The sequence below is a fragment of the Desulfonatronovibrio hydrogenovorans DSM 9292 genome (assembly GCF_000686525.1).
Lineage (GTDB): Bacteria > Desulfobacterota > Desulfovibrionia > Desulfovibrionales > Desulfonatronovibrionaceae > Desulfonatronovibrio > Desulfonatronovibrio hydrogenovorans.
On the sequence record NZ_JMKT01000017.1, the window covers coordinates 52,192 to 76,759 of the forward strand.

The 24,568-nt window shown below is 52.2% G+C and carries 20 protein-coding genes; 14 read left to right on the forward strand and 6 right to left on the reverse strand.

Annotation, left to right across the window (positions count from 1 at the left end):
* The first annotated feature begins 90 nt into the window (after positions 1 to 90).
* Entirely contained in the window at positions 91 to 738 is a 648-nt protein-coding gene (locus P771_RS0114125) for a cysteine hydrolase family protein (protein WP_028575651.1), read from the forward strand.
* A gap of 204 nt (positions 739 to 942) precedes the next feature.
* Here the strand turns inward: P771_RS0114125 and P771_RS0114130 are convergent, their stop codons facing one another.
* Entirely contained in the window at positions 943 to 2,193 is a 1,251-nt protein-coding gene (locus P771_RS0114130; RefSeq protein WP_208595978.1) for a M48 family metallopeptidase, read from the reverse strand.
* Between the two features lie 2 nt (positions 2,194 to 2,195).
* The gene (locus tag P771_RS0114135) at positions 2,196 to 3,983 is read right to left on the reverse strand and encodes a YgiQ family radical SAM protein (RefSeq protein WP_035244743.1); all 1,788 of its coding nucleotides are present in this window, start codon (positions 3,981 to 3,983) and stop codon (positions 2,196 to 2,198) included.
* Between the two features lie 253 nt (positions 3,984 to 4,236).
* Here P771_RS0114135 and P771_RS0114140 point away from each other — a divergent pair, with 253 nt between their 5' ends.
* Positions 4,237 to 5,265, forward strand: a complete 1,029-nt coding sequence (locus tag P771_RS0114140) for a DUF21 domain-containing protein (protein ID WP_084301949.1) — start codon at positions 4,237 to 4,239, stop codon at positions 5,263 to 5,265.
* Between the two features lie 124 nt (positions 5,266 to 5,389).
* Positions 5,390 to 7,378, forward strand: a complete 1,989-nt coding sequence (locus tag P771_RS0114145) for a BCCT family transporter (RefSeq protein WP_028575655.1) — start codon at positions 5,390 to 5,392, stop codon at positions 7,376 to 7,378.
* Positions 7,379 to 7,501: 123 nt separating this feature from the next.
* On the opposite strand, the gene rpe is transcribed toward P771_RS0114145, so the two are convergent.
* A complete protein-coding gene (gene rpe / locus P771_RS0114150) occupies positions 7,502 to 8,179 on the reverse strand; it encodes a ribulose-phosphate 3-epimerase (protein WP_028575656.1) in 678 nt (225 codons plus the stop codon).
* Positions 8,180 to 8,348: 169 nt separating this feature from the next.
* Positions 8,349 to 9,338, reverse strand: coding sequence for a class II fructose-bisphosphatase (gene glpX / locus P771_RS0114155; RefSeq protein WP_028575657.1), 990 nt, complete (start codon positions 9,336 to 9,338; stop codon positions 8,349 to 8,351).
* A gap of 260 nt (positions 9,339 to 9,598) precedes the next feature.
* Here glpX and P771_RS17790 point away from each other — a divergent pair, with 260 nt between their 5' ends.
* Positions 9,599 to 11,152: a sensor histidine kinase gene (locus tag P771_RS17790; protein ID WP_084301951.1), complete on the forward strand. Its 1,554-nt coding sequence runs from the start codon at positions 9,599 to 9,601 to the stop codon at positions 11,150 to 11,152.
* Positions 11,149 to 12,561 carry a sigma-54-dependent transcriptional regulator gene (locus tag P771_RS0114170; protein ID WP_028575658.1) on the forward strand — a complete coding sequence of 471 codons (1,413 nt, stop codon included), beginning with the start codon at positions 11,149 to 11,151 and terminating at the stop codon, positions 12,559 to 12,561. Before P771_RS17790 ends, P771_RS0114170 begins: the two co-directional genes overlap by 4 nt.
* Positions 12,562 to 12,598: 37 nt before the next feature.
* On the opposite strand, the gene prs is transcribed toward P771_RS0114170, so the two are convergent.
* Entirely contained in the window at positions 12,599 to 13,513 is a 915-nt protein-coding gene (gene prs, locus P771_RS0114175) for a ribose-phosphate diphosphokinase (RefSeq protein ID WP_150112214.1), read from the reverse strand.
* 203 nt (positions 13,514 to 13,716) lie between these two features.
* Here prs and P771_RS0114180 point away from each other — a divergent pair, with 203 nt between their 5' ends.
* The 9 genes from P771_RS0114180 to P771_RS17810 all read left to right on the forward strand — a co-directional run bounded on the left by P771_RS0114180 (position 13,717) and on the right by P771_RS17810 (position 23,326).
* Positions 13,717 to 14,154, forward strand: a complete 438-nt coding sequence (locus P771_RS0114180; RefSeq protein ID WP_028575660.1) for a Fur family transcriptional regulator — start codon at positions 13,717 to 13,719, stop codon at positions 14,152 to 14,154.
* A gap of 132 nt (positions 14,155 to 14,286) precedes the next feature.
* Positions 14,287 to 14,841: a nicotianamine synthase family protein gene (locus tag P771_RS18515; protein WP_161635991.1), complete on the forward strand. Its 555-nt coding sequence runs from the start codon at positions 14,287 to 14,289 to the stop codon at positions 14,839 to 14,841.
* 7 nt (positions 14,842 to 14,848) lie between these two features.
* The gene (locus tag P771_RS0114190; protein ID WP_028575661.1) at positions 14,849 to 15,856 is read left to right on the forward strand and encodes a lysylphosphatidylglycerol synthase transmembrane domain-containing protein; all 1,008 of its coding nucleotides are present in this window, start codon (positions 14,849 to 14,851) and stop codon (positions 15,854 to 15,856) included.
* Between the two features lie 38 nt (positions 15,857 to 15,894).
* Positions 15,895 to 16,530 carry a class I SAM-dependent methyltransferase gene (locus tag P771_RS0114195; protein WP_028575662.1) on the forward strand — a complete coding sequence of 212 codons (636 nt, stop codon included), beginning with the start codon at positions 15,895 to 15,897 and terminating at the stop codon, positions 16,528 to 16,530.
* Between the two features lie 251 nt (positions 16,531 to 16,781).
* Positions 16,782 to 17,018 carry a FeoA family protein gene (locus P771_RS19255; RefSeq protein WP_353740017.1) on the forward strand — a complete coding sequence of 79 codons (237 nt, stop codon included), beginning with the start codon at positions 16,782 to 16,784 and terminating at the stop codon, positions 17,016 to 17,018.
* Positions 17,011 to 18,813 (forward strand): ferrous iron transporter B, encoded by a 1,803-nt coding sequence (locus tag P771_RS0114205; protein ID WP_028575663.1) that lies wholly within the window; start codon positions 17,011 to 17,013, stop codon positions 18,811 to 18,813. The genes P771_RS19255 and P771_RS0114205 overlap by 8 nt, the downstream gene beginning before the upstream one ends.
* Before the next feature lie 163 nt (positions 18,814 to 18,976).
* On the forward strand, positions 18,977 to 21,715 hold the full coding sequence (locus tag P771_RS17805; RefSeq protein WP_051617374.1) for a UPF0182 family membrane protein: 2,739 nt from the start codon (positions 18,977 to 18,979) through the stop codon (positions 21,713 to 21,715).
* 46 nt (positions 21,716 to 21,761) lie between these two features.
* Complete coding sequence (locus tag P771_RS0114215; protein WP_028575664.1) at positions 21,762 to 22,394, forward strand: DUF1007 family protein; 633 nt, start codon at positions 21,762 to 21,764, stop codon at positions 22,392 to 22,394.
* On the forward strand, positions 22,391 to 23,326 hold the full coding sequence (locus tag P771_RS17810) for a nickel/cobalt transporter (protein WP_051617376.1): 936 nt from the start codon (positions 22,391 to 22,393) through the stop codon (positions 23,324 to 23,326). The genes P771_RS0114215 and P771_RS17810 overlap by 4 nt, the downstream gene beginning before the upstream one ends.
* Before the next feature lie 38 nt (positions 23,327 to 23,364).
* Here P771_RS17810 and P771_RS0114225 read toward each other — a convergent pair whose 3' ends face one another.
* Positions 23,365 to 24,285, reverse strand: coding sequence for an AEC family transporter (locus P771_RS0114225; protein ID WP_051617377.1), 921 nt, complete (start codon positions 24,283 to 24,285; stop codon positions 23,365 to 23,367).
* Between the last annotated feature and the right edge of the window lie 283 nt (positions 24,286 to 24,568).

The window sequence follows — 24,568 nt, forward strand, 5'->3', positions numbered from 1 at the left end:
TTGACATCCCCTGGTCAAAGTAAGTAAACCATCATTAATACGGTCTGACCCCTGTGTTACCCTTATTAAAGATTTAACGGAGAAACTCTGATGAAAAACACTGCCCTGTTGCTCATTGACATGCAAAATGAAGCATCATTCAACATCAAAGAAATGGATCAGGCCCTGGACAATGCCGCTCTTGTTTTGTCCTCCTGCCGGAAAGCGGGCATACCTGTGCTCTATTCCCGCCATACCCACAGACCGGACGGCCTGGATGCATCACTGGATGAGCCAATCCCGGAAAAGGGTAATATCGCCTATTGCCAGGGCACTTCAGCTGTGGAAATTGATGACCGGGTCCGCCCCCGGCCTGGTGAGCCTGTCATTGATAAACACCGCTGGAGCAGCTTTTTTGCCACTGAACTGGATCTGCTTCTGCGTGCCATGGACATAAGGAATCTGGTGGTGGGGGGATTCGTCACTGACGGATGCGTTCTAAACACTGTGTATGACGCCTTTTTCAGGGACTACCGGATAACCCTGGTCAAAGACATGATGGCCGCCTCCAGTCTGACAGCCCACGCCTGCAGCATCATCAATATGGCCAACTGGGTCTACGGAATCACCATTCTCAAAGCCGATGAAACTGTAAAAATGGTCAGCGGCCGGGATTACCGGGCATGGCACTGGAAGGAACCGGACCAGTTCCATCCAGAACCAGAAGAAATCATGGAAGTTTACGCCAGCCTGGAATGAACAGCGCTGGACCTCTCCATTCCTTAGCAGGCTGTTTAAAATCTCCCAATTGCCGCGTCGCTCCAAAAAGTTCAAACTCTTACGCATGGATAACTACGCTGCGACCTTGAACTTTTTTTGCTTCTTGCCCTTTGGAATTTTTGAACAGCCTGCCTGATAAGGACTTTTTCACACTGTTAAGGACTTATCCTGGACACCCAGGGCTCACTGCCCGGCAATGGCCCTTTCCCTTTCAAACAGAGTCGGATGGGAATAATAAAACCCGCTGTACAGGGGGTGCGGGGTCAGATTGGACAGATTCTCCCGGCTCAGCTTCCTCAGGGCTCTGACCATGGGATCAGGCCCAACGTGCCGGGCCGCAAATCTGTCTGACTCGTATTCGTGTTTCCTGGACAGCTGGGCCAGGGCAGGAGAGAGCCAGAAGGAAACTGCCCCGAACAAAAGACCGAACAGCAACAGGCCGGGGCCGGGCCCACTCAGTTCATGATCAAACCCAAAGGCCTGAATGAACCAGGGCACACTTACAAGCCAGGCCAGGATCCAGAGCCCTGCCAGACTCATCAGGGCCGATACAGCCAGCATCCTGGGGACATGACCCTTTTTATAGTGGCCTATCTCATGGGCCAGCACAGCCTCCAGTTCATCTTCCTTCATCTGATCGATCAGGGTGTCAAAAAGGACGATCCGCCTGAACCTGCCAAAACCGGTAAAAAAAGCATTGGAATGGCCGGACCTCTTGCTTCCGTCCATGACCTGGATGGTCCGGGCCTTGAACCCGGTCCTGTCGGCCAGGTTCATCAGTCTCTGCCTCAATTCTCCCTGGGGCAGAGGGGTGAGTTTGTTGAACCAGGGCAGGATGATCATGGGATAGAGAACCATCATGATCAACTGAAAGATGAACAGGGCCAGAAAGGCCCACAGCCACCATAAATCGCCCAGGTTCATGACCAGAAAGATGATCAGACAAAGCACCGGCATCCCCAGAACCAGACTGATGACAAGCCCCTTGAACTTGTCTGTGACCCACAGCCTGACAGTGCTCCTGTTGAATCCAAAGCGTTCTTCCAGGTTAAACCGGTTATAGTACTCAAGGGGAACTCCAGGCAGGGAGATAAGGATCAGGGCAGCGATCATGAAGGCTGCTTCCCTGAGGATTGATATTTCCGATCCCGGTCCGCTGAACAGGGAATACAGCCAAGGCAGAACCCCGGAAAAAAGGATCAGAATCAGGACCAGGACTTCATACACTCCATTAAAAAGTCCCAGCCTCTCCTTGGCCAGAGAATAATCCACTGACTTTTGATAGGTCTTTTGATCCATGACCTCCAGAATTTCCAATGGTGGAGCCTTTTGTCTGCGCCTTGCTTCCTGCATGTTCAGCCAGGACAGAAAACTCTCCCAGCAAAGCTTGCCAAATATCAGCATCAAAACCGTGATTACTACTGTCTTCTCCATGATCAGTCCTTTTTATTTCTGCCTTTTCCAGATTTTCCAAAAGCCCTGGACCTTTTTTTCTTATCCCTCCCAGGGACCGACCTGCCGGGTATACTCTTTTTAATCGCCTCTTTCTGGCGCTGCTTTCCTGTCAGCCCTTTTTCCGTCCAGACTTTTTGACCGGTCAGGGGGTCAGCCCCGGTGTAATACATGACCGTGGACCTGGTGGCAGGGGTGGGCGTAAATATCTGGACCTGCTCCGGAACAAACCTGAGGTTCGTTTGGGCAAACCGGCTGAAGACCTGCATCTCCTTCAGAGTGCAGCCGGGATGAGCCGCCATCACATAGCAGGAAAGAAAAATATTTTTCCTGAATCTTCGGGCCAGTTTTCTGTAAAGACCGGCAAAGGCCTCGGCCTTGTCAGCTGGAGGCTTGTTCATGAGCTTCAAAATGCCGTCAGAGCAGTGTTCCGGAGCAATCTTCATCTGGCCGGCCACATGATGTCTGATCACCTGCTCCAGATAGGCCGGACCATGTCTGGTATCGGCCAGGACCAGATCATGGCGGATCCCGGAAGCAATATTTACCCTTTTCACCCCGGGCAGGGCCTTAAGCCTGGCCAGGAGACGTTTCTGTTTGTGATGCCCTTGACCAAGCCTGGAGCAGACCCCCTTAAAACCGATGCACTGTCTGTCTGAGCAGGGATCACCACGCAGCAAACGGTCACATCCTGATCCGTACATGTTGGCTGTGGGACCGCCCACATCCCTGATGATTCCGCTGAAACCAGGTTCTCCTGCCATGGCTTGAGCTTCCCGCACTATGCTGTCCAGACTGCGGCTGATCACGCTCCGTCCCTGGTGGACTGCAATGGCGCAAAACGAACACTCCCCAAAACATCCCCGGTGGGTAGTGATGGATTCCCTTATGGTTTCCACTGCCCTGACTTCACCTTTAGCTCTGCATAACGGATGGACATCATTAACAAAGGGCAGCTCATGAATCCGGTCCAGCTCCTTTCTGGTCAGCAGTTGGGGCTGGGGGTGATGGACAAGGTACCTGGGTCCGTATTTCTGGACCATTCCCTGCCCAGCAGGTCCAAGACTGTTTCTGTAAAATATCCGGAACATCCGCCCAAAGGCTTCAGGATCATGCTGGACTGCTTCATAGCCCGGCAGAACAAGGTAGTCATCCGGGGCCAGGTCCGACATAACACATGTTCCAGGAATACTTTCCAACCCCTGGTCACTGGAAAGCCTGGAAGCAATTTCCAGAACCGGCTTTTCACCCATGCCGTAAACCAGGATGTCAGCCTTGGAGTCCAGAAGGATACTCCTGCGCACCCGGTTGGTCCGCTGATCATAGTGGGCTACTCTGCGCAGGCTGGCTTCAATTCCTCCCAACACAATGGGCACCGTATCCTTGAAATACCTGCGGATCAGATTTGCGTAGACAATGCAGGCCCGATCCGGCCTTTGGTCATTTTTGCCGCCTGGAGTAAAGTCGCACTGCCTGCGGGGCTTGCCCAGGGCCGTGAAATTGGCCACTTCCGAATCAACACAGCCTGCACTGACCCCCCAGAAAAGCCTGGGCTGACCCAGGGCGGTTATGTCCTGGGGACCTGAGGTGTCTGGCTGGGCAATAATTCCCACGCTGTATCCTGCTCCTTCCAGGACCCGGCCAATGACGGCCACTCCGGAAAAAGCTGAATCAATATATGCATCCCCGCTGACCAGGATTACGTCTGGACGGCTTATTCCCCGGACCAGAAACTCATCCCGGGTCATTGACAAATATTTTTTTCCAGACATAATTTCAGCTTTCATGGTCTTTAGCAGTGTGAAAAAGTCCTTATCAAACAGGCTGTTTGATTTATTACCTCTTTTCTGTGACCTTGCAGTAACTTTCAAAACATGTCAGTCACCTTGGCCAGCCACGGGGTGCATCCAAAATATTTTGTTAAAAAATCAGCTTAGCTGCCAGTCAGGGGATTATCCTCTTTATTCTTCAGCTGCATGGGATCACTGCTGGCTCAACCACTAAACCTGACCAGATAAAATTATCATGACCACACTGACCTGGATTGGCATTGCAGTCTGCATATCACAATCAGCAATGCTCTCTGGACTGAACCTGGCCTGTTTCACCATCAGCAAGCTTCAGCTGGAGATGGAGGCCTCCAAAAACAATGGGCACGCCCTCAAGGTCCTGTCCCTCAGACAGGATTCAAATTTTCTCCTGGTCACCATCCTCTGGTCCAACGTAGGTGTCAACGTTTTACTGGCTCTCCTGTCCGGTTCGGTCCTGACCGGGGTCCTGGCCTTTTTCTTTTCCACTGTGGTCATCACCATCTTCGGAGAGATAATGCCTCAGGCCTACTTTTCCCGAAACGCCCTTAAAATGGGAGCCCTGCTCTCACCTGTGCTCAGGGTATATCAGGTGATCCTTTATCCTGTTGCCAAACCCACAGCCCTGATCCTGGATCGCTGGCTGGGCCCTGAAGCCATCACCTATTTCAAGGAACACGATTTGCGTCAGCTCATTGAAATGCACATGAAATCCTCTGAAAGCGAAATCGACCGGGTCGAAGGCAAGGGCAGCCTCAACTTTCTGGCTTTGGACGACCTGCCGGTGGCTGCCGAAGGTGAGGCCATAGATCCTCAAAGTATAATCAGGATTGAATTTAACGGCAATAAACCGGTATTCCCGGAAATCACTTCTGATCTTGAAAACGACTTCCTGACCAGGGTCCAGGCTTCTGGGAAAAAATGGATCATTCTGACCGACCAGGACGGTGAACCGCGACTGACCCTGAATTCTGACAAGTTTCTCCGTGACGCACTTTTTAATCCGGACAAATCCAGCCCTTCAAGACATTGTCACCGACCCATAATCGTGAAAAACGGCCTCATGAGTTTGGGCCAGGTTATCCCTCGCCTCAAGGTCAATCCGGAAAGGGCGGACGACGATGTCATCGACCAGGACATCATTTTGTACTGGGGGGAAGAAAAGCACGTTATCACCGGCTCGGATATCCTGGGTCGGCTTTTGCGGGGAATTGTCCGAACCGCCCCTGTCTCAGGAATGAAATAAAGACCTGTTTGCAAAACAAGGCTTCCTTTGACTTAAAGTACTTGGCAGATATCGACCACACCAAACTTGAAAGAGTCTAAAAATTCCAGACTCCAAAGATCGTACAACCCACAGGAGGTGCAGCTTGGCCGAGAATAAATCTGACCACCAGCGTTCCTGGTACAAAATCAATCCCCCGGTCTTTTTTGGATCCGCTGTAATTACGGTCCTGTTCGTAGTGTTTACCCTGCTCAGCCCGGACAAAGCTGCTGAGATATTCGGGAGCATCCAGGGATGGATTACTGAGACAGTGGGCTGGTTTTACATCCTGGCAGTGGCCTCCTTTCTTTTATTCGTGGTCTTTCTGGGTCTGTCCAAATTCGGCAGCATCAAATTAGGGCCGGACCACAGTGAACCCGATTACTCCTACATGTCCTGGTTTGCCATGCTCTTTTCAGCCGGCATGGGCATTGGTCTCATGTTTTTCGGGGTGGCAGAGCCTGTCATGCATTACATGAGTCCCCCGGTGGGAGAGGCTGAAAGTATTGAGGCCGCCCGGGAGGCCATGAAGATTACTTTCTTTCACTGGGGAGTCCATGCCTGGGCCATTTATGCGGTGGTGGCCATTTCCCTGGCTTACTTTTCCTACCGCCATGACCTTCCTTTGACCATCAGGTCGGCCTTTTACCCCCTGATCGGGGAGCGCATCCACGGACCCCTGGGGCATGCCATCGACATCTTTGCCGTATTCGGGACCATGTTCGGCGTGGCCACATCCCTGGGACTGGGGGTTATGCAGGTCAATGCCGGTCTTGAATACCTGTTTGGTGTACCCAACACGGTGTTTGTGCAGATAATCCTGATTGCAGTCATTACCGCCATGGCCACGATTTCGGTTGTGCTGGGGCTGGACGGAGGAATCCGCAGACTGTCAGAGCTGAACATGATCCTGGCTGTGTCCATTGTGGGCTTTGTCCTGGTGGCAGGGCCAACAGTATTTTTGATGCAGGCCTTTACTCAGAATGTCGGCGCTTATGTGGCTGACATCATCTCCATGACATTCAACCTCTATGCCTATGAGCCCACCACCTGGCTGGGCGGATGGACCCTTTTCTACTGGGGATGGTGGATTGCCTGGTCCCCCTTTGTGGGCATGTTCATTGCCCGGGTCTCCAAAGGCCGGAGCATCAGGGAATTTGTCATGGGAGTGCTCATGGTCCCGGTGGGCTTCACCTTCATGTGGATGACCTTTTTCGGCAACACAGCCCTGCACATGATTCTGGTCCAGGGCATAACCCAGCTGGGAGATGCCGTGTCCGCAGACACCACTGTGGCCCTTTTTCAATTTTTTGAACATCTTCCCTTTTCCACCCTGGCCTCTCTGGTTGCCACCATCCTGGTGGTGACATTCTTTGTCACATCTTCAGACTCGGGCTCTCTGGTCATTGACATGCTGACTTCAGGGGGTGAAGAGGATGCTCCTGTCTGGCAGAGAATTTTCTGGGCCTGCACCGAAGGAGTCGTAGCTGCAGCCCTTCTTTTGGCAGGAGGACTGGGTGCCCTGCAAACCGCAACCATTGCCAGCGCCCTGCCCTTTACCGTGATCATGCTTCTCATGTGCTGGGGCCTGCTCCGGGCTCTGCGTATTGAAGTGGTCAAACGGGCAAGTCTGCGCACCGCCACCCTGATGCCCACAATTCCTCACCACAGTCCGGATTCCTGGAAAAAAAGGCTAAAAACTCTTATCCACCAGCCCACCATGGATGAAGTTAAAACCTTTATCAGGGATACTGCTAAGCCAGCCCTGAATGAGGTGGTCCAGGAACTGAAAAAAAGAGACGTCAAGGCCAGGGTTCTGGACGAAGATGATGGCCGGGTCTGGATGGAGGTCCTGCACGGTGAAGAGATTGACTTTTTCTATTCGGTCCGGCCAAGACCCCACACCCCGCCCGCCTTTGCCCTGCGCGACACCAAAAAGGACCGCACGGAAAAACTGAAGTATTACCGGGCCGAAGTCCATTTAAGTGAAGGCGGCCAGGACTATGACGTAATGAACTGGACCAGGGAACAGATCATCACTGATGTCCTGGATCATTATGAAAAACACCTTCATTTTCTGAGTGTGGTCAGGTAGAGACGCCCTTCAGCAGATCCTGTCCGGGCCTCTAAGACCAGGCCCGGACAGGAAACAATCCAGAAACAATCAGGTACCGGAAAAAATTAATGGTTTCCATTAAGGCCAGCCTGGAGATATCTTTTAGGCCTGGCCCAGGGCAGCCTTTTCAAAGACCTTTAATCTTTCCCGGTAGGGAGGATATCCGAAAAAAGCCGACCCAGATACCAGAACATCAGCCCCCTGACTGACCAGTTCATATGTATTCTCTGGAGTAACCCCCCCGTCCACCTGGATCAGGGTCCGGGCATTTTTTTTCCTGATCATTTCCTTGAGATCCCTGATCTTGTCCATGCTGAACGGAATAAATTTCTGCCCCCCGAATCCGGGATTGACACTCATGATAAGAACCATGTCAAGCTGTGGCAGAATATACTCAAGGACATTCAAAGGGGTATGCGGGTTCAGGGACACAGCCGGTTTCACTCCCAGGCGGGCGATTTCAGCCACTGTACGTTCCAGGTGAGTACAGGCCTCAGCATGGACACACAAAAGATCAGCCCCGGCCCTGGCAAAGTCCTCCAGATATCTGTCGGGGTCCTTGATCATCAAATGGACGTCAAAGAAGAGGCGGCTTTTTTTCCGACAGGCAGCCACCACCGGAGGGCCAAAGGTGATGTTGGGCACAAAGGCCCCATCCATGATGTCCCAATGGACCCAGGTCAGGCCTGCCTCTTCCAGATCAGTCAGTTCCTGGCCCAGCCGGGTAAAATCAGAAGATAAAAGGGAAGGGGAAATTATAACTGAATTATCACTTTTCATCACGCTTCTCCAAATGGTTGCAACAAGGCATTGCCCGGCCTAATGGGGTTCCCATGAGGCTGGGGCTGCCTTTATGGGAAAAACCTGGACCAGGCCGGCTGGCAATGGGTTTATTAAACAAGGTCCGGCAGCAGCCAGGACCGGACAGTGGTCAAAAAAACAGCCAGAGTCATCTGTACTTGATGGCGCTGACCCGCATGAGCTTGTCAAAGGAGTGCAGGGCCTCGATGCGTCTGAAAGTTCCTGTTCTACCGCGCATAACCATGGAATGGGTAATGGCTCCTTCTCCGGTAAACTCCACTCCCTTGAGAAAGGTTCCACCGGAAATGCCGGTGGCTGCAAAAAATACGTCATCGCTGGAAATCATCTCTTCCAGGGTCAGGACCTGGTTCAGATTGTACCCGGCATTCAGCAAGGCCTTGGTTTCCTCTTCTGACTGGGGATCAAGCATGCCCTGCATCTCTCCGCCCATGACCCGGATGGCCGTGGCTGCCAGCACACCTTCGGGAGTGCCGCCGGTACCCATCATTACATCCACGTCTCCTCCCGGAGTAACAGCCATGAGGGCTCCGGCCACGTCTCCATCTGTATGGAGCTGGATCCTGGCGCCGGCCTGACGAATCTCACTGATCAGATCCCTGTGCCGGGGCTTGTCCAGGACAAAGACCACCAGGTCGTCCACTGCCTTGCCAATGGCCCTGGCCACCTTACGCAGATTTTCAGCCACCGGCATTTTGATGTCCACCTGGTATTTGGCCTGGGCCGGAACAACCAGCTTCTTCATATAATAGGCAGGGCCGGGATCGTACATTGACCCTTTGGGGGCCAGAGCCACCACTGCAATGGCATTGGGCCGCCCGTAGGCCAGAAGCCTTGTTCCTTCAACCGGGTCAACCGCCACATCCATTTCCGGACCTTTGCCGGTACCCAGTTTTTCGCCATTGTAAAGCATGGGGGCCTCATCCTTTTCCCCTTCACCTATAACCACTGTTCCCCTGATCTCCAGAGCATTGAAACTGAGGCGCATGGCATCCACTGCAGCCTTGTCCCCCTGGACCTTGTCTCCCCGGCCCAGCCAGCGGGAGGAAGACAAGGCAGCGGCCTCAGTAACCCGAACCAGGTCAAGGGCCAGATTTCGATCAGGTGCTTCCTGAATCATGGCTACTCCTTTGTTATTGTTGGCAGTTTTGATTCTCTTTTTTCTGGACACTGGACTGTCCTTTTGCTGGTTCAAAAACATAGGATATCTCCCCTGGAAATTAAAGAGAAAAAATCCAGTACTCCAGGTCCTGCTAAACTGTTTTCTCAGCCTTTGAGGATTGAGCCCTCTGACTTCCATAGATGCCAGGCAGCAGATTGAAGCAGTCCACCTTTTTCCTGTTCTTGAAAATCAGCCCACAATTGTATACATAGTGACACATGTGCAACAAAAGACAAAAGCCCTTGGGCAGAATCCATGGATTCCTGGCCAGCTTCAGCCTCCGGGCCGCCCTGGTGGCATATGTCATCATTCCCCTGACCCTGGCCCTTGGCATTACTGGTCACCTGGCTCTGTCCGCCCTGGAAAAAAACGTCGAACAAAGCATGCAGCGGGATCTGGAACTCATTGCCAAGTCCCTCCAGCTTCCCCTGAGCTATGCTCTGGAATGGGACGAAACAAGGGCCATCTACAGTGCCCTGGATTCAGTCTTTTCCATTGGTGAAATCTACAGTGCCTATCTTTATGATCAGGATGGAAAGGAAGTGGCCCTGGCCGGAGCTCTGGAGGCTGAACCTGAAAGCGAAAAGCTCATCGGGCTCCTTGACGAAGGTGAAGAGCATGGAGAATACGGAGACGTGGCTGGAAGTGAAGTCTACTCTTACTTCATACCTTTGACGGATTCAGGGGGAAGGGTAAGTGGAATGCTCCAGCTGACCCGCAAAAAAAGCGATTTCATAGAATACATCCAAAGCATCAGGACCCAGGGACAGGTGGTCATGGGCCTAGGCCTGCTCATCATGACCGGCCTGGTGCTCTACGGCCAGCACCGGGCCCTGGGCAGACATTTTGCCAAACTCATCAAGAGCATGTCCAGAGTGGCTGACGGAGATACCAGACACCGCTTTGAAGCCAAAGGTCCCAGAGAGATCATGGTCATCGGCCGTCAGTTCAACCAGATGTTGGACAGCATTGATGAAGCCCAGATTGAGCTGAAAAAGAGACGCCAAAAACAGGAACACCTCCAGGAGCAGCTCAGAAGATCTGAGAAGCTGGCCGCCATTGGCCGGCTTTCAGCCGGCATAGCCCATGAACTGGGTACACCTTTGAGCACTGTCAGCGCCAAAGCCCAGCGGGCCCTGCGGCACAAGGATATTCCCGGACATCTGGCTGAATCCTTCCAAAGCATCCGGGGTGAAGTCAGCCGCATGGAATATATTATCAGACAGCTTCTGGATTTCAGCCGAAGTTCCTCACTTCAGAAAAGGCAGACCTCCTTGAGCATGCTGGCCCATTCATCCCTGGCTGCGGTTTCTGAAGAGGCTGTCAGGCTGAACTGCCAGATCAGGGCAGATGGAGAACGCCTGAAAAAAAATATCCTGGTTGATCCCATCCGCATTGAACAGGCCCTGGTCAATCTTTTGCGCAATGCAATCCATGCAGCCGGTCAGGGCCAGGTAGTTCTTTCCTGGGGGATGGATCATAAAAATGCCTGGCTCCAGGTGGATGACAATGGACCAGGAATATCAGCCGAGATCAGACAAAGGATATTTGAGCCTTTTTTCACTACCAAAAACGTAGGCTCTGGAACAGGACTGGGGCTGTCAGTGGCCCATGGAATCATTGAAGAACACAAAGGTAGGATCATGGTGGTTCCAAGCAGTCTCGGCGGAGCCTGCTTCCGGATCACCCTTCCCCTTAACAGCCCGGAAAAAAACAACCAGACCGGCCTGGAAAGCAAATCTGACCGGTCTTCTTTAGAGGATGGATCATGACAATCCACACCCTGCCGGATAATGCCCGGATACTCATTGTTGAAGACGACCAGGAACTGGGAAATCTGCTCAAGGAGGAAGTTCTGGACCATGGACTTGAGGCCCGGTGGACCGGAAGTGCAGAAGAAGCAGCCCAGATCATGGAAAAATGGCTTCCAGACATGGTCATCACCGATCTGAGGCTGCCCGGGGCCAACGGACTGGATCTGCTCTTGAAGACCCACAGGGATTACCCTGAAACCCCGCCCGACTTTCTGGTCATCACCGCTTTTGGCACCATTTCCAAAGCTGTGGAGACCCTCAAGGCCGGAGCTGAGGATTTTCTGACCAAACCCCTGGACCTGGACCACTTTATGATCACTGTCAGCCGGATCCTGCGCAACCGCAGGCTTCGCATGGAAATAAGCATGATCAAGAGCCTGCTCCACGACGACGGATTTCACGGTCTTTTCGGCAAAAGCAGGGCCATGAATCTTCTGTTTGATCAGATCAGAAGGGTGGCCAAGGCTGACGGTCCGGTTCTTATTGTCGGTGAATCAGGCACTGGCAAGGAGCTGGTGGCCAGGGCTATCCACCAGGAGAGCCGTCATCATGAAGGTCCTTTTCTGGCTGTAAACTGCGCAGGGGTGCCGGAACACCTTCTGGAAAGCGAATTTTTCGGCCACAAATCCGGAGCTTTTACCGGAGCCGGCAGATCCAGAGACGGACTCTTTGCTGAAGCCCATAACGGAACCCTTCTTTTAGATGAAATTTCAGAAATGCCTCTGCTGCTGCAGGCCAAACTTTTGCGAACCCTGCAGGACGGAAAAATCAGGCCGGTGGGGGCCAACCATGAACAGGAGACCAATGTCCGCGTCCTGGCCGCAACCAACCGGGACCTTGAGCAGGAAACCAAAAACGGCAACTTTCGAGATGATCTTTTTTTCAGGCTGGAGACCTTTACCTTAAATATCCCTCCCCTGCGAGACCGCCAGGAAGATCTGGAGCTGCTGGCTGGAAAATTTCTACAGACATTTAATGTCCAAACAGGCAAAAACATTCAGGGGTTTGACGAATCATCCTTGCTCCTGCTTGAACAGTATCCCTTTCCAGGCAATGTCAGGGAACTGAAAAATGCCGTGGAAAGGGCCGTGACCTTTTGCGACGGCAAGCTGATCCTGCCGCGGCATCTGCCCTCAAGGATACGGAAATCAACTGCCCTGATCCCCGGGATAAAAGATCTGCCCACCCGGACAGCCTGGAACTCTGAACATCTGAAATCCCTGGCCATGGTCGAGCAGGACTACATCAGGCATGTCCTGGAAAGAGTCCAGGGCAACAAGAGAAAGGCGGCCTCAATCCTGGGCATCGGCCGAAGAACCCTTTACCGGAAGCTGGACCAGTCCGGCCGGGAAGAGCAGGATGGTTAACAGAACCTGGTCAGACTGGTAAGGGTCCAGGGAGGGCTCATGCATCAGGAATTATCCGGCCGGCAATGTCCCGGACCAGAGACAGAACTTCAAAAGGCTTTTTCCCGGCAATGCGACTGACGGTCCCTGGACAGGAATCAGTCATCCAGAAATGGGTGAAGTCATCTGCTGCAAACCTTTTCCAGGCACCATCCGGAAAAACTCCATGGGTGACAAAGGCACTCACCTTTGCTGCCCCGGCCTTCATCAAAACCTCCCGGCACTGGATCAGAGTACCTCCAGTCATAACCAGATCGTCAACAATCACCACATGCCTGCCTCTAGGCTCTCCATCCCTGATGACCACTCTGCGCCCATCCTTTTCCCGGACCTTGTGGGCCGTGACCAGGGGGTAGCCTTTGAACATCCGCCCAAACCGCTTGCAGGCCCCCTGGTCGGGAAAAGCTACTGTAATATCATTCATTCCTCCAATCCGGTCCAACAAAAGGGGGATCGCTGTTTCCAGCCTTGGAATGATCTGGTCGGAAAAATAAAATCTCTCCTGCAGGGCATGGATATCATAAATAAGAATCTGGGCCGGCCCGGTCATGGTACCTGGAACCCGGGAAAGCATCCTGGCCAGGGTGGCTGCTGTGGCGATTTCCCCTTCTTCATCCACCCTTTCTTTGGTTCCAGTGGGGAAATAGGGCAGAACGACCTTCAGAGACTTTACTCCCAGTCTGGGAAGTTCGTAAATTATTGAAAGCTGTCTGAATATTTCTCCTGGATCTTCCAGAGATGCCAGGAACACCACCGGCTTGTTCCGGAGGGACGGGGCATCCAGGACCTTGAGATCTGGAAATCCGTCTCTGAAATTCCGCCAGGATATCTCGCCCAGCTCAAACTCATGGCTGATCCGGCCAAGCTCCTGAGCCAGGGTGGCCATCTGGGGGCAATAAAATATTTTGATCACAACGTCCTCTTTTTTAAAAAACAATATGTTTTTTAAACTTTATCCAACCTATCCAAATCCGGTGGAAAAATAAAGTGCTGGAACCAGATATCCTGTATTTCACTTTTTAAACTGCAGTGCTATAATATTCAAACAATAACATTGACAAAGGCACTTGACCCAAGATAAGGATATTAAAAATCAATTTTATACATACAGGTACCATGCAGGAAGCACGAGACCAATTCTTCAATTATCTGGCCAAAAAAAAGCTGAAGATCACATCTCAGCGAGGCATTATTTTTGATGTGTTCTGGAATGTAAAGGATCACATCTCTCCTGAAGAACTCTACGGACTGGTCAAGGAAAATGACCCCTCCATAGGGCAGGCCACTGTGTACCGCACCCTTAAGCTTCTTTCAGATTCAAAGATAGCCAGGGAAGTTGATTTCGGAGACGGAGTCACCAGATATGAGCCTTATTTCGGCCAGAGCCATCACGATCACCTCATCTGCAAGGAATGCGGCAAAAGTGTGGAGGTCGTGGATGAAAAAATCGAACGGCTCCAGGAGAAACTGGCCAAGAAACACGGCTTCACCCTGAGTGGCCACTGCATGTACCTTTACGGCCACTGCAGTGAATGTGCTAAAAAACTGACTTGACAAGTCCTGCCAGTCCAGGCTAGCAGAACTACCTGCGAAAGACAGTCTAAAAAAGTCAACTTTGCTTGACTTTTTTTTAATGCAAATTTAATGATTATGAAAATCAGTCCGCTAATCAAGAAGAGGTTTAAGATGAGCTGGATACCTCCTGTAATTAAAGCCTGGGAAAAATTAAGCAGTGCCTCCAGGGTATTGACCTGGGTCTATTCCAAGCCGTACAAGCAGGTCCTGGAGAATGAGATCCGCCTTGGCAGACTGTGCTCCACTGATGTTGTTTTAAACATAGGCTGCGGAGCAGTACCTTTCACGGCTCTCTATCTGGCCACTTTGACTGGAGCCAGGGTCTATGCTGTGGATATTGATCCCCGGGCTGTGGCTCTGGCCAGAAAATGTGTGCATAATGCCGGTCTTGGACACAGGATTTCAGTAATCCGGAAAAACGGTACAGAGCCTTTTGACAGGCCTTTTTCCGCCGCCATTGTTGCCCTGCAGGCCGAGCCCAAGAACCGGATCATGCAGGTCATGAAAAAAACCGCCTGCTCCGGGGCCAGACTCATTTTCCGGCTTCCCAGCCCGGCCTACAGAGATCATTACGACAACCTTTTGACCGACCAGACGGCTGCCGGAGTGGCCAGCCAGCCCATGCGCACCTTTGACCGTTCGGTCTTATACCTCAACGCAGCCTGAAGGATTCATGACCAGGATAATTCTATTTTTCTTGGGAGTGGCCGGACTCATAGTCCTTGCCCTGGCTTTTGGCGCCGGGCAGGTCAGAGAAGCTTTGACAGTCATTACCGCGCAGTCCGTGCTGATCCTCTTTTCCCTGCAGCTGGCGACTCTGCTGGCTGGCGCCTGGATATGGCACTTTCTTCTGAGCCGCAACTCCAGGATATCCTTTGGAACTGTTTTTTTGATCAACCAGGCCGCAGCGCTGGTGGAAAGTCTGACTCCGTCAGTTAAGCTTGGAGGGGAGGCAGCCAAGATATACCTGCTCAGAAAAAAGACCTGCCAGCCCCTCGAGGGGCTGGCAGGGGTGATGCTTGTCCACAAATTTCTGACCATGTCACCTTTTGCCCTGCTCTGCCTGCTCCTTCTGGCCCCTGGACTGTTTTATTTTGACCTGCCCTGGGTCTTTTATGTTTCTCTAGCCGGACTGGTCCTGATCTGCCTTGTCCTGGGCCTGATCTGTTACCGGCTTCCTTCTTCGTCCAGCCCCAAAACAATCAAACCAGCCAGGGCCGAACTTTCCAGACTGAAAAAGTTTTTTTCCAAAGCCGGCCTTTTTCTGGCTCAGGCCAGGATTTCAGCTTCTGGGCTGCTGGACTTCAGGCAAACCATGGGGGTCTTCACGGTTTCCCTGGCTATCTGGATACTTTACCCGGTCAAGGTATATCTGGCCTGCTCTTTTCTAGGCATGGATGTCCACCCGGTGGTCATCGGGCTGGCAACAGTTTTTGCATACATGATCAGCATGATCCCGATTTTCCCTGGAGGCCTGGGCAGTTATGAGGGCGGCATGACCTTGCTCTTTACCTTGGGCGGATTGAGTCCGGCTGAAGGGCTGGCCATAGCACTTGTTTCCAGACTGACAACCTTCTGGTTTCCTTTGCTTCTGTCAGCAGGGTCCTGCTTGGTCCTGCTCAGAGAAGACAGCCTGGCCCTGCACCGTTCTGAGCCTGACCAGTCCACGATCCAGGCCTGACCATCAATCTTCAACCAAAACACAACTTCAGGAAAAAAATGAAAACCATTCCCGTAACCAAGGAAACAGCCTGGGCAGAAACCGGGCAAGGCAGCATTAAGCTAAGCTCCCTGTTTCTTTTTTTCATTAAAAAAATGGAGTCACTGGGTTCTGCCTGCCCCTGGCTGGGCAGGGCATACTTCAAGTTTTTTTATTCCAGCATGGTCCAACGAGAATTATCCCTGTCCAAAGCTCTTCCCGGCATGAAAGTACTGCACATTGGCTGCGGCCCCTATCCCATGACCGCCCTTTTTCTTGCCTCCAGAGGTTTGATGGTTACAGCTGTCGACACTGATGAAGGTGTTCTGGACCGGGCCAGAAAGACCGTAGCTCATCATAAGCTTGATCATCAGATCAGAATTACCCAGGGCTGTGGCACATCAATGAAATATTCCGGGTATGACTTTATATGGTTGTCCCTGCACGTCAGTCCCATGGGCCGGGTAGTTGAACGGGCCCTGAATTCCATGGATCAGGACGCAGGCATAATATTCAGAGGTCCCAGAGGCAGTTTAAAAACCATATATAAGGAAACCAACCCTGCTGGAACAGCAGACCGGGTCGTTTGTCAGGAAGTTAGCCAGCCTTTGGGTAAAAAAAGTGTTCTCCTGAAAAAAACTCCTCTGAAGGATTAATTATGATATTTGCTCTTGACTTTTTCTAAAAAATATAATTTGATAATTACATTCAAAGTCAAGCCAGTCCTTGACTTTTTTATAAAATTTCCTGGTGATATTGAAAGTCAAATCGGCAATCACGGCAATCGCACTGCAAGTTGCTGATTTCGCAGAAATAAAGGAGCCTGAATATGTTTAAGCAATGGTTTGGACGAGGAAACTGTCCTGCTGACGCTCAATGTTCTGACATTGCTGCCTCCCCTGATACAATGACTCTTGACTGCCTTCAGTTGAATGAGACAGGCGAAATTGATGCTGTTCCTGAAGAATCCCTCCTGAGTGCCCTGGGTTTCAGGCCTGGAAAACAGGTTTGCCTGCGTTGCCGCACACGGTTCGGAGGACCGGTGGTAGCTGAAATTGAAGGCCGGCACACAGCTGTGGCCAGGTCCCTGGCCCGGAGGATCCGCCTGAGGAACCGACACGCATCCTGCCCTGCGCATGACTAAAAATCATATTCTGCTCATGGGCCCGCCTAATGTGGGCAAGAGCGTTATTTTCAATCACCTGACCGGCCTCAACGTAAGTTGCGCCAATTATGCCGGAACCACGGTAGAGTTCGTGGCCGGAAAAACAAACTTTGGCAATGGAAAGCTTTTTCTGGTGGATGTCCCGGGTACTTACACCCTGAGTGCCACCAATCAGGCCGAACAGGTAGCCGTGGACATGCTTCAGGGAAAACACAAGCCCGGAGCTAAATCCACCTGCGCCCACTGCCGGGAGGACACAGAGGTCTGCGCTGACGACCTCTCTGCCAAACCGGCCGCTGTTGTCTGCGTTGTTGACGCCAACAATCTGGAGAGCAGCCTCTACCTTCTGCTGCAGGTCCTGGAATTCAATCTTCCCACCATTATTGCTCTGAACAGAATAGACCTGGCCAGGGACAAAAACCTGGACATCGACCTGGACGCCCTTGGCAAAGAACTCGGCGTGCCAGTCGTCCCCATGGTGGCCATTGAAAAAAAGGGGCTGCCCGAGCTGGAAAAAGCTGTTGAGTCGATGTTAAGGGCCCCGTCTGCGCCCAAAGTCAATTGGAAGCCAGGGGATGCAGATCTGTGGTCCATGGCTGAGCAGCTGACCAGAAAGGTCTGCCGCCCTGGGCAAACCCAACAAATTTCCAAAAGAAAGGTCTGGGGGGAAAGACTGGTCCATCCCTGGCCGGGCCTGCCTCTGGCCATCCTTATCCTGATCCTGTCCTTCGCCTTAGTGGTGGGCATCGGCATGCAGATGCGCCAGCTCATCCTTCTGCCCCTCTTCCGCGGCCTGATTATTCCCCAGATCGTACAGATCGTGGAGGCACTCATTGCTCCAGGCATCATCCGCAATATCATGGTGGGAGAGTACGGCTTTCTGGTCAAAGGCATTGAATGGCCCTTCACCCTGGTCATGCCCTATGTGCTGTCATTTTACGGGGTCATGGCCGTGCTTGAAGACAGCGGCTACCTGCCAAGGCTCGGGGTGCTCCTGGACGGCCTTTTAAATAAGATAGGCCTGCAGGGATCAAGCATAATCCCTTTACTCCTGGGCTACGGCTGTGGAATTCCCGGAATCCTGGCCAGCCGGGCCCTGTCTTCGGGCAAGGAAAGGATTATGATCGCCACCATGATCTGCATGGCCATTCCATGCATCTCTCAGACCGGGGCCTTCATCGCCATGCTTTCGGAACGTTCGGTCAGCGTTGTGGTGGCAGTATTTCTAGTCTCCTTTGCCGCCCTGATCCTGGTGGGGATCATCATGGACAAGTTCTTTAAAGGCCCCAGGCCTTTGACTATCATGGAAATCCCTGAACTTCTCCCCCCAAGAGTGGACGTACTTTCCAAAAAGATCTGGGTCAGGCTCAAACGCTACGTTACTGACGGAGCCCTGCCCATGGTGGTGGCAGTGGGAATTGCAGCTGTGCTCTATGAAACAGGAATCATGGCTGCAGCGGGCAGCTTCCTGAGTCCCCTGGTGGTCCACTGGCTCAGGCTCCCGGAGGAAGCATCCATTCCTCTTATCCTGGGAATCATGCGCCGGGAACTGGCCGTGCTTCCCCTTATTGAAATGCAGCTCACCACCCTGCAGCTCTTTGTCGGGGCGGTGGTGGGTCTATTTTATGTGCCATGCATTGCCATTGTGGCTACCCTGGCCAGAGAGTTCAGCGTCAAGACCGCGTTTTTCATGCTTCTGGTGACCAGCACCACTGCATTCCTGGTGGGCGGAATTTTTGCCAGGATGAGCTTTCTCTCCCTGATTTTCTCCTGATCATCGCTAAAAACTCTTATCAGCCTCAGCCCGGTCCAGACCGATGAGCCGGCCCATCCTTTCTGGAAACCGGCTAAAATTCATTGACCTGTGAATTTTTTCCTTTTAGTACAAAAATTCACATTAACATTAAACGCAGTACTGTTTTAAACGAGGTCATGTCATGCAAAATGTTTTCGGCCCGGGTGGCCCCACCGGACCGGGTGGTCCACACCAGCAAACTCCCCAGTTTAACCTTGAAGACCTGGACATCTCCAAGATCTACCGTTTTACCAGGTATGGTCTATTTGCCCTGGCCCTCATCTTCCTCTGGATGGGAATCAGCTGGGCCCAATCATTCTACACAGACTGGCTCTGGTACCAGGGCCTTGGCTATGAGTCGGTCCTGCTGAAAGTTGTCACCACCAAGGTCGGACTCTTTCTGCTGGGAGTTGGCCTGGTCCTGGTCCTGATAGTGCCCAACCTCTATCTGGCCCATACCTATGCCGGAAAGTACAAGCTCATCAATCCTCAGGTCCCTGCTCATCTTTACCAGTCAGCCAGAAGGCTCCTGGGCTGGGGCCTTGTTGGAGTCACCGTTCTTGGAGCCTATTTCCTGGGCCGGGCCCCTGCCTATGAATGGGAAATGGTCCTTCGCTTTCTGAACCACGTCTCCTTTGGAGAAACCGATCCAGTATTTGGCAGAGATTTTTCCTTTTACGTATTCGTGCTTCCAGCCCTTGACTTTTTCCGTTCCTGGCTGGTGGCCGTGTTAATAGCTGTCATGCTCTTTGTAGGAGGCTACTACTATATCAGCGTAACCATCCGGGGAGAAATGTTCTCCTTCACTGGAAGGGTCAAATCTCACCTGGCCCTCCTGGGTGCCGGGGTCATGGTCCTGGTGGCTCTAGGACACTGGCTCAGCCGTTACGAACTTCTTTATTCTCCCCTGGGCGCTGTCTATGGTGTCGGGTACACAGACCATAATATTGTGCTTCCAGCCCTGACCACCATGACCCTTGTGGCCCTGGCCTGTGCCGGAATCCTGGTGGCTGCGGCATTTTACAAAGGCAAAAAGGCTATCCTGGTAGGCGTGGGCCTCTGGTTCGGCCTGAACATCCTGGCTGGAAGCGTAGCTCCGGGCCTGGTCCAGCGTCTGGTGGTCGAACCCAGCGAACTGGCCAGGGAAAGAAGCTATCTGGCTGAGAACATTAAGCACACCCGCGATGCCTTTAACTTGAACCAGATGACCACCAGAAGCCATCCAGCCAGGGGTGCTCTGGACAGGCAGACCATTGAAGACAACCCCGGGACCATTCAGAACGTCCGCCTCTGGGATGAAGGTCCTCTGCTCCAAAGCTACAACCAGATCCAGTTTTTCCGGCTGTATTACGACTTTCTGGCCGTGCATACTGACCGGTACACTGTAAATGATGAACTGCGGCAGGTCATGCTGGCCACCCGGGAACTCTCGGCAGACAAGCTGCCCACCGAAGCCCAGCGCTGGGTTAACAGGCATCTCCAGTTCACCCATGGATACGGGGTGGCCATGACCCCTGTTACTGAAGTTGAGGAAGGCGGCAGACCCGGCTTTTTTATCCAGGATCTCCCTCCAAGGGGCGAGATTGGACTTGATCGGCCTGAGATTTATTATGGACTCAAGAGCCTCAACTACCTCATTGTCCGGACCAGGATGCAGGAATTCAACTACCCGGGTGAAGAAGGACCGGTTTATACCCACTATGAAGGCGAAGGCGGTGTTGCCCTCAATTCCTTCTTCCGCAGGCTCATGTATGCCTGGGAATTCAGAGACATCAACATCCTGATCTCCGGCGAAATAACCCCTGAAAGTCTTATTCAGTACCGCCGGACCGTGCCCCAGAGATTCAGGACCATTACTCCCTTTTTAAAGAAAGACCGGGAAGCTTACAGTGTGGTTGCTGACGGACGGCTCTTCTGGATCCAGGACGCCTACACCACTACCACCCGCTATCCATACTCAACCCCGTGGCAGAACTCCTTCAATTACATCCGCAACAGTGTCAAGGCTGTAGTAGATGCCTATCACGGCACCATTGATTATTATGTATCAGATCCTGATGATCCCATTATCCAGACCTATCAGGCCATCTTCCCGGACCTTTTCAAACCCATGGAAGAAATGCCTGAATACCTCAGGGAACATGTCCGCTACCCTCAGGACATGTTCACGGTCCAGACCCAGATGCTTCTGCAGTATCACATGGAAGATCCTGTTGTATTCTATAACAAGGAAGATCAGTGGTCCGTTCCGGTCCAGCACTCCTTTGGCCGGACCGAGGTGCTAAGGCCCTACTATATCGTGGCCAGGCTCCCTGGCGAAGAAAAAGAAGAATTCCTCCTTATTCAGCCCTTCACTCCCATCAACAGGCACAACCTGGTGGGCTGGATGGCGGCCAGGAGCGATGGAGAGAACTACGGCGAACTGATGCTCTTCAGATTCCCCACTGGCCGGCACGTGGACGGACCCAACCAGGTCGAGGCCAGGATTGACAACGACGCTATCATCTCCGAGCAGTTCACCTTGTGGGGTCAGGCCGGTTCCGAGGTCTTCCGGGGTATCCTGCTGGTCATTCCAGTGGGAGATTCCCTGCTGTACGCTGAACCGGTATTTCTGACGCCAGACGCCCTGGAGTTCCCGGAACTCAGGCGAATCATCCTGGCCGATTCCAGGCAGGTGGTCATGCATCAGACCCTGGACGATTCCATTGATGCTTTAGTGGGAAGGCTTCCAGCTGTGGCCCCTGTGGTCGAAGTTGACGAGCCTGACCAGCCAGCAACCCGAATCCTTCCGGACCTCAGAGATAATCTGAAGGACGGACTCACGGAAGCCATTGACAAACTCCAGGAAGCCCTGGACCATCTCAAGGGGCTTGTCAGATAGAATAAAGCATCCTTGATTCCTGCGGGAAAATACATATAATCTGTATATGCCCAGCATCAAGACAACCCAGGCGCCACCTGTCCGGACACTTTTTATAATCCTGTCCGGGCTGGTGGCCCTTGTTTTATCCTTTAAACCGGTCTTTTCTCATCCCCATGTTTTTGTGGAGTCAGAACTTGAGATTGAGCTGGACCAAAAAGGAATCAAGGGTTTCTGGCAGCACTGGTCCTTTGATGAATATTTCAGTGCCTGGGTCATTGATGAGTACGACACTGACAAGGACGGTCAATTCTCTCCTGAAGAGACCCAAAGGCTTTACCAGGAGGCATTTAAAAATTTAAAAAACCACGGCTATTTCACCAGAGTACTGAACAACGGTCAGGAAATCCCGGTCAGGGAAATCCAGAACTTTTCCGTCAGAATCGAAAACAACATGGCTGTGTATTCCTTCTTTGTTCCCCTGAACATCAGCATTGATTCCAGTACAAAAGATATCTTCATTGCTGTTTATGATGAGTCGTTCTACTGCCAGATCTTTTTCCCGCCCCAGGAAGTCGAATTCAGGGGAAGCACCGCTGAGTGGAAAACCAGCGTCACTACCCAAAAAATGCCCGAACTGACCTACTATTTCGGATTCGTAACCCCTGTTGCTGTCAGGGTGTCCATTGTTCCTTCATGATCAGACCCTTATCCATCACTCTATTTTTTCTGCTCTTCCTGGGTCTTTCCGGCCAGGCATCAGCCCAGAGCCCTTTCCAGGCTCCAGCAGCAACTGATCAGGAAAAAACAGAACAAACTTTCTCCCCAGGGAATCTTCTGCCTGGATGGATCAAGGAGCAGGGTCAGAAGGCCATGGCCAGAATAATTCTCTGGCAGTCCCAGATCAGACAGACAGCAGGAACTTATGCCCGCCAGATCAAGGAAAACCCCTGGGGAACTGCTTTCTGGTCTTACCTGGGGCTGGCCTTTGCATACGGTGTGATTCACGCCCTGGGTCCGGGCCATGGCAAGGTCTTTGTCAGCACCTATTTTTTAAGCAGAAGGGCCAGAGTCAAACAGGGGGTGCTCATGGGCAGCCTCATGAGTTTTCTCCACGTCCTCTCAGCCGTTATCCTGGTCTTTTTATTCTATTTCGTGCTCAAATCAGGAGGACTGGGATCAGTGGACGATGCCGGTGGGCATCTGCAGAAAATCAGTGCCGGTCTGATTGTCTTGGTGGGGTTATTTTTGGCCTGGAAATCGCTGCGCTCAATTTTTCAAGACTCTTCTGATCAATGCGCCTGCTGCAATTCTGATCCTGACAACAAAGGCATTCTCTCCCTGTGTCTGGCTGTGGGACTTGTGCCTTGCCCAGGAGCAGCCCTGATCCTTTTCTTTTCCATCAGCCTGGATATCCTTGCTGCCGGAATCCTGGCCATGTTTTTCCTGGCTGCCGGCCTTGCCCTGACCACGGTTTCCTTTGCCCTGGTCTCCCTCTGGGCCAGAAATATTCTGGCCAGGGCTTTTTCATCAACCTTTCTAAGCTCAAGGATTTACCATATCCCTGCCTTGATAGGAGCAGTGTTCATCACTTTTTTAGGAGCAATTCTTTTTTTTAACCCGGTCGTCTGATCCCCCCTTACCAGGGCAATCATCAAAAACCTGAACCATCAGGAAAAAAGGCCAATGAGCAGGGGCATTGATCCTGCAGCAACAACGGTTTGAACTGTGATGATGGCAGCCATCATGTCCAGACCTCCGCCCAGCTGTCTGGCCATGACAAAGGCTGCAGCTCCACAGGGCAGAGACGCAAACACAACCACCACCAGAATTGAGGGCTGGTCCAGGCCCACCCAGACAGACATCAGCCCCATCAGCAGAGGGAGCAGAACCAGTTTGAATACTGAAGACCATAGAATTGGTCTCCATTTGGAGGCAATGCCCCTGAACTCCAGTCCTGCCCCAACAGCCAGCAGGCCCAGGGACAAAGACGCCTGGCTCAGAATTCGCACCACCTCTTCTGTACCCAGAACAAGTCTCAGTCCGCTCAAATTAACTCCGATCCCCAGAAAGCAGGCCAGAATCAGAGGATTGCTGACCAAAGAGATAAAAGCTTTTTTCCACCCCTTGCTCTGATTATTTCCAAACCTGGTCACCACTGCCACACTGATGAAATTGGCCAAAGGAATCATTACAGCTATGACCATGGCCGCCAGGGCCAGGCCCTCGGCCCCCAGGAATACAAAGGCCGCTGAAATACCTACATAGGTGTTGGGCCGGAGCCCACCCTGAAACAAGGAGGAAAAATCAGCTTCACTGACCCTGAACACAGGCCGAAGCAGGAGCATGATCAGACTGGTAGCAAGCATGGGAACGCTTACAGCCAGGGCCATGGACCAGAACCGGGTCTGGCTGAAGTCGGCGCTGTACAGGCTGAAGAACAAAAGGGCCGGGAAAAAAACATAATATGTGATTCTTTCAGCCATGGGCCAGAATGATGATCCTGGGAATCCAATGCGCTGAAATACCCATCCCATGAGGATGAGGATGAATATGGGTGACAGGGCCAGAAACACGCTGTTCAAATCCATTCCTTTGCAAATATCCTTGACAGGAGTTTTTTCATGTTCTTAGCATGTAACTAGTTTTAACCGAAACCGGTCATTTGAACGTATCCTTAAGGAATGCCTTTCATTTCGAGCACTCAAGGTGGAGTGGGAATCTCGTAATAACCGGCCGAAATTGTCTTAGCCAGACCTGAATCTCACCAGAAGGATCTCAGCCTGATGACCGCCAAAAAACCGCCCCTCGATCTTAACATGTGAAAGCATAACCAGAGTCCAGGCTACCTGCAATATCCGGATTTTCAAAGTC

Excerpts from the sequence above, each read along its gene's own strand:
- P771_RS0114195 (WP_028575662.1), top strand. The coding sequence starts at position 15,895 with ATGAAAACCATTCCCGTAACCAAGGAAACAGCCTGGGCAGAAACCGGG.
- P771_RS0114170 (WP_028575658.1), top strand. The coding sequence starts at position 11,149 with ATGACAATCCACACCCTGCCGGATAATGCCCGGATACTCATTGTTGAA.
- P771_RS18515 (WP_161635991.1), top strand. The coding sequence starts at position 14,287 with ATGAGCTGGATACCTCCTGTAATTAAAGCCTGGGAAAAATTAAGCAGT.
- P771_RS17790 (WP_084301951.1), top strand. The coding sequence starts at position 9,599 with ATGTGCAACAAAAGACAAAAGCCCTTGGGCAGAATCCATGGATTCCTG.
- P771_RS19255 (WP_353740017.1), top strand. The coding sequence starts at position 16,782 with ATGACTCTTGACTGCCTTCAGTTGAATGAGACAGGCGAAATTGATGCT.
- P771_RS0114130 (WP_208595978.1), bottom strand. The coding sequence starts at position 2,193 with ATGGAGAAGACAGTAGTAATCACGGTTTTGATGCTGATATTTGGCAAG.
- P771_RS0114140 (WP_084301949.1), top strand. The coding sequence starts at position 4,237 with ATGACCACACTGACCTGGATTGGCATTGCAGTCTGCATATCACAATCA.
- P771_RS17805 (WP_051617374.1), top strand. The coding sequence starts at position 18,977 with ATGCAAAATGTTTTCGGCCCGGGTGGCCCCACCGGACCGGGTGGTCCA.
- P771_RS0114180 (WP_028575660.1), top strand. The coding sequence starts at position 13,717 with ATGCAGGAAGCACGAGACCAATTCTTCAATTATCTGGCCAAAAAAAAG.
- P771_RS0114190 (WP_028575661.1), top strand. The coding sequence starts at position 14,849 with ATGACCAGGATAATTCTATTTTTCTTGGGAGTGGCCGGACTCATAGTC.
- P771_RS17810 (WP_051617376.1), top strand. The coding sequence starts at position 22,391 with ATGATCAGACCCTTATCCATCACTCTATTTTTTCTGCTCTTCCTGGGT.
- P771_RS0114225 (WP_051617377.1), bottom strand. The coding sequence starts at position 24,285 with ATGGATTTGAACAGCGTGTTTCTGGCCCTGTCACCCATATTCATCCTC.
- rpe (WP_028575656.1), bottom strand. The coding sequence starts at position 8,179 with ATGAAAAGTGATAATTCAGTTATAATTTCCCCTTCCCTTTTATCTTCT.
- P771_RS0114125 (WP_028575651.1), top strand. The coding sequence starts at position 91 with ATGAAAAACACTGCCCTGTTGCTCATTGACATGCAAAATGAAGCATCA.
- P771_RS0114135 (WP_035244743.1), bottom strand. The coding sequence starts at position 3,983 with ATGTCTGGAAAAAAATATTTGTCAATGACCCGGGATGAGTTTCTGGTC.
- P771_RS0114205 (WP_028575663.1), top strand. The coding sequence starts at position 17,011 with ATGACTAAAAATCATATTCTGCTCATGGGCCCGCCTAATGTGGGCAAG.
- P771_RS0114215 (WP_028575664.1), top strand. The coding sequence starts at position 21,762 with ATGCCCAGCATCAAGACAACCCAGGCGCCACCTGTCCGGACACTTTTT.
- glpX (WP_028575657.1), bottom strand. The coding sequence starts at position 9,338 with ATGATTCAGGAAGCACCTGATCGAAATCTGGCCCTTGACCTGGTTCGG.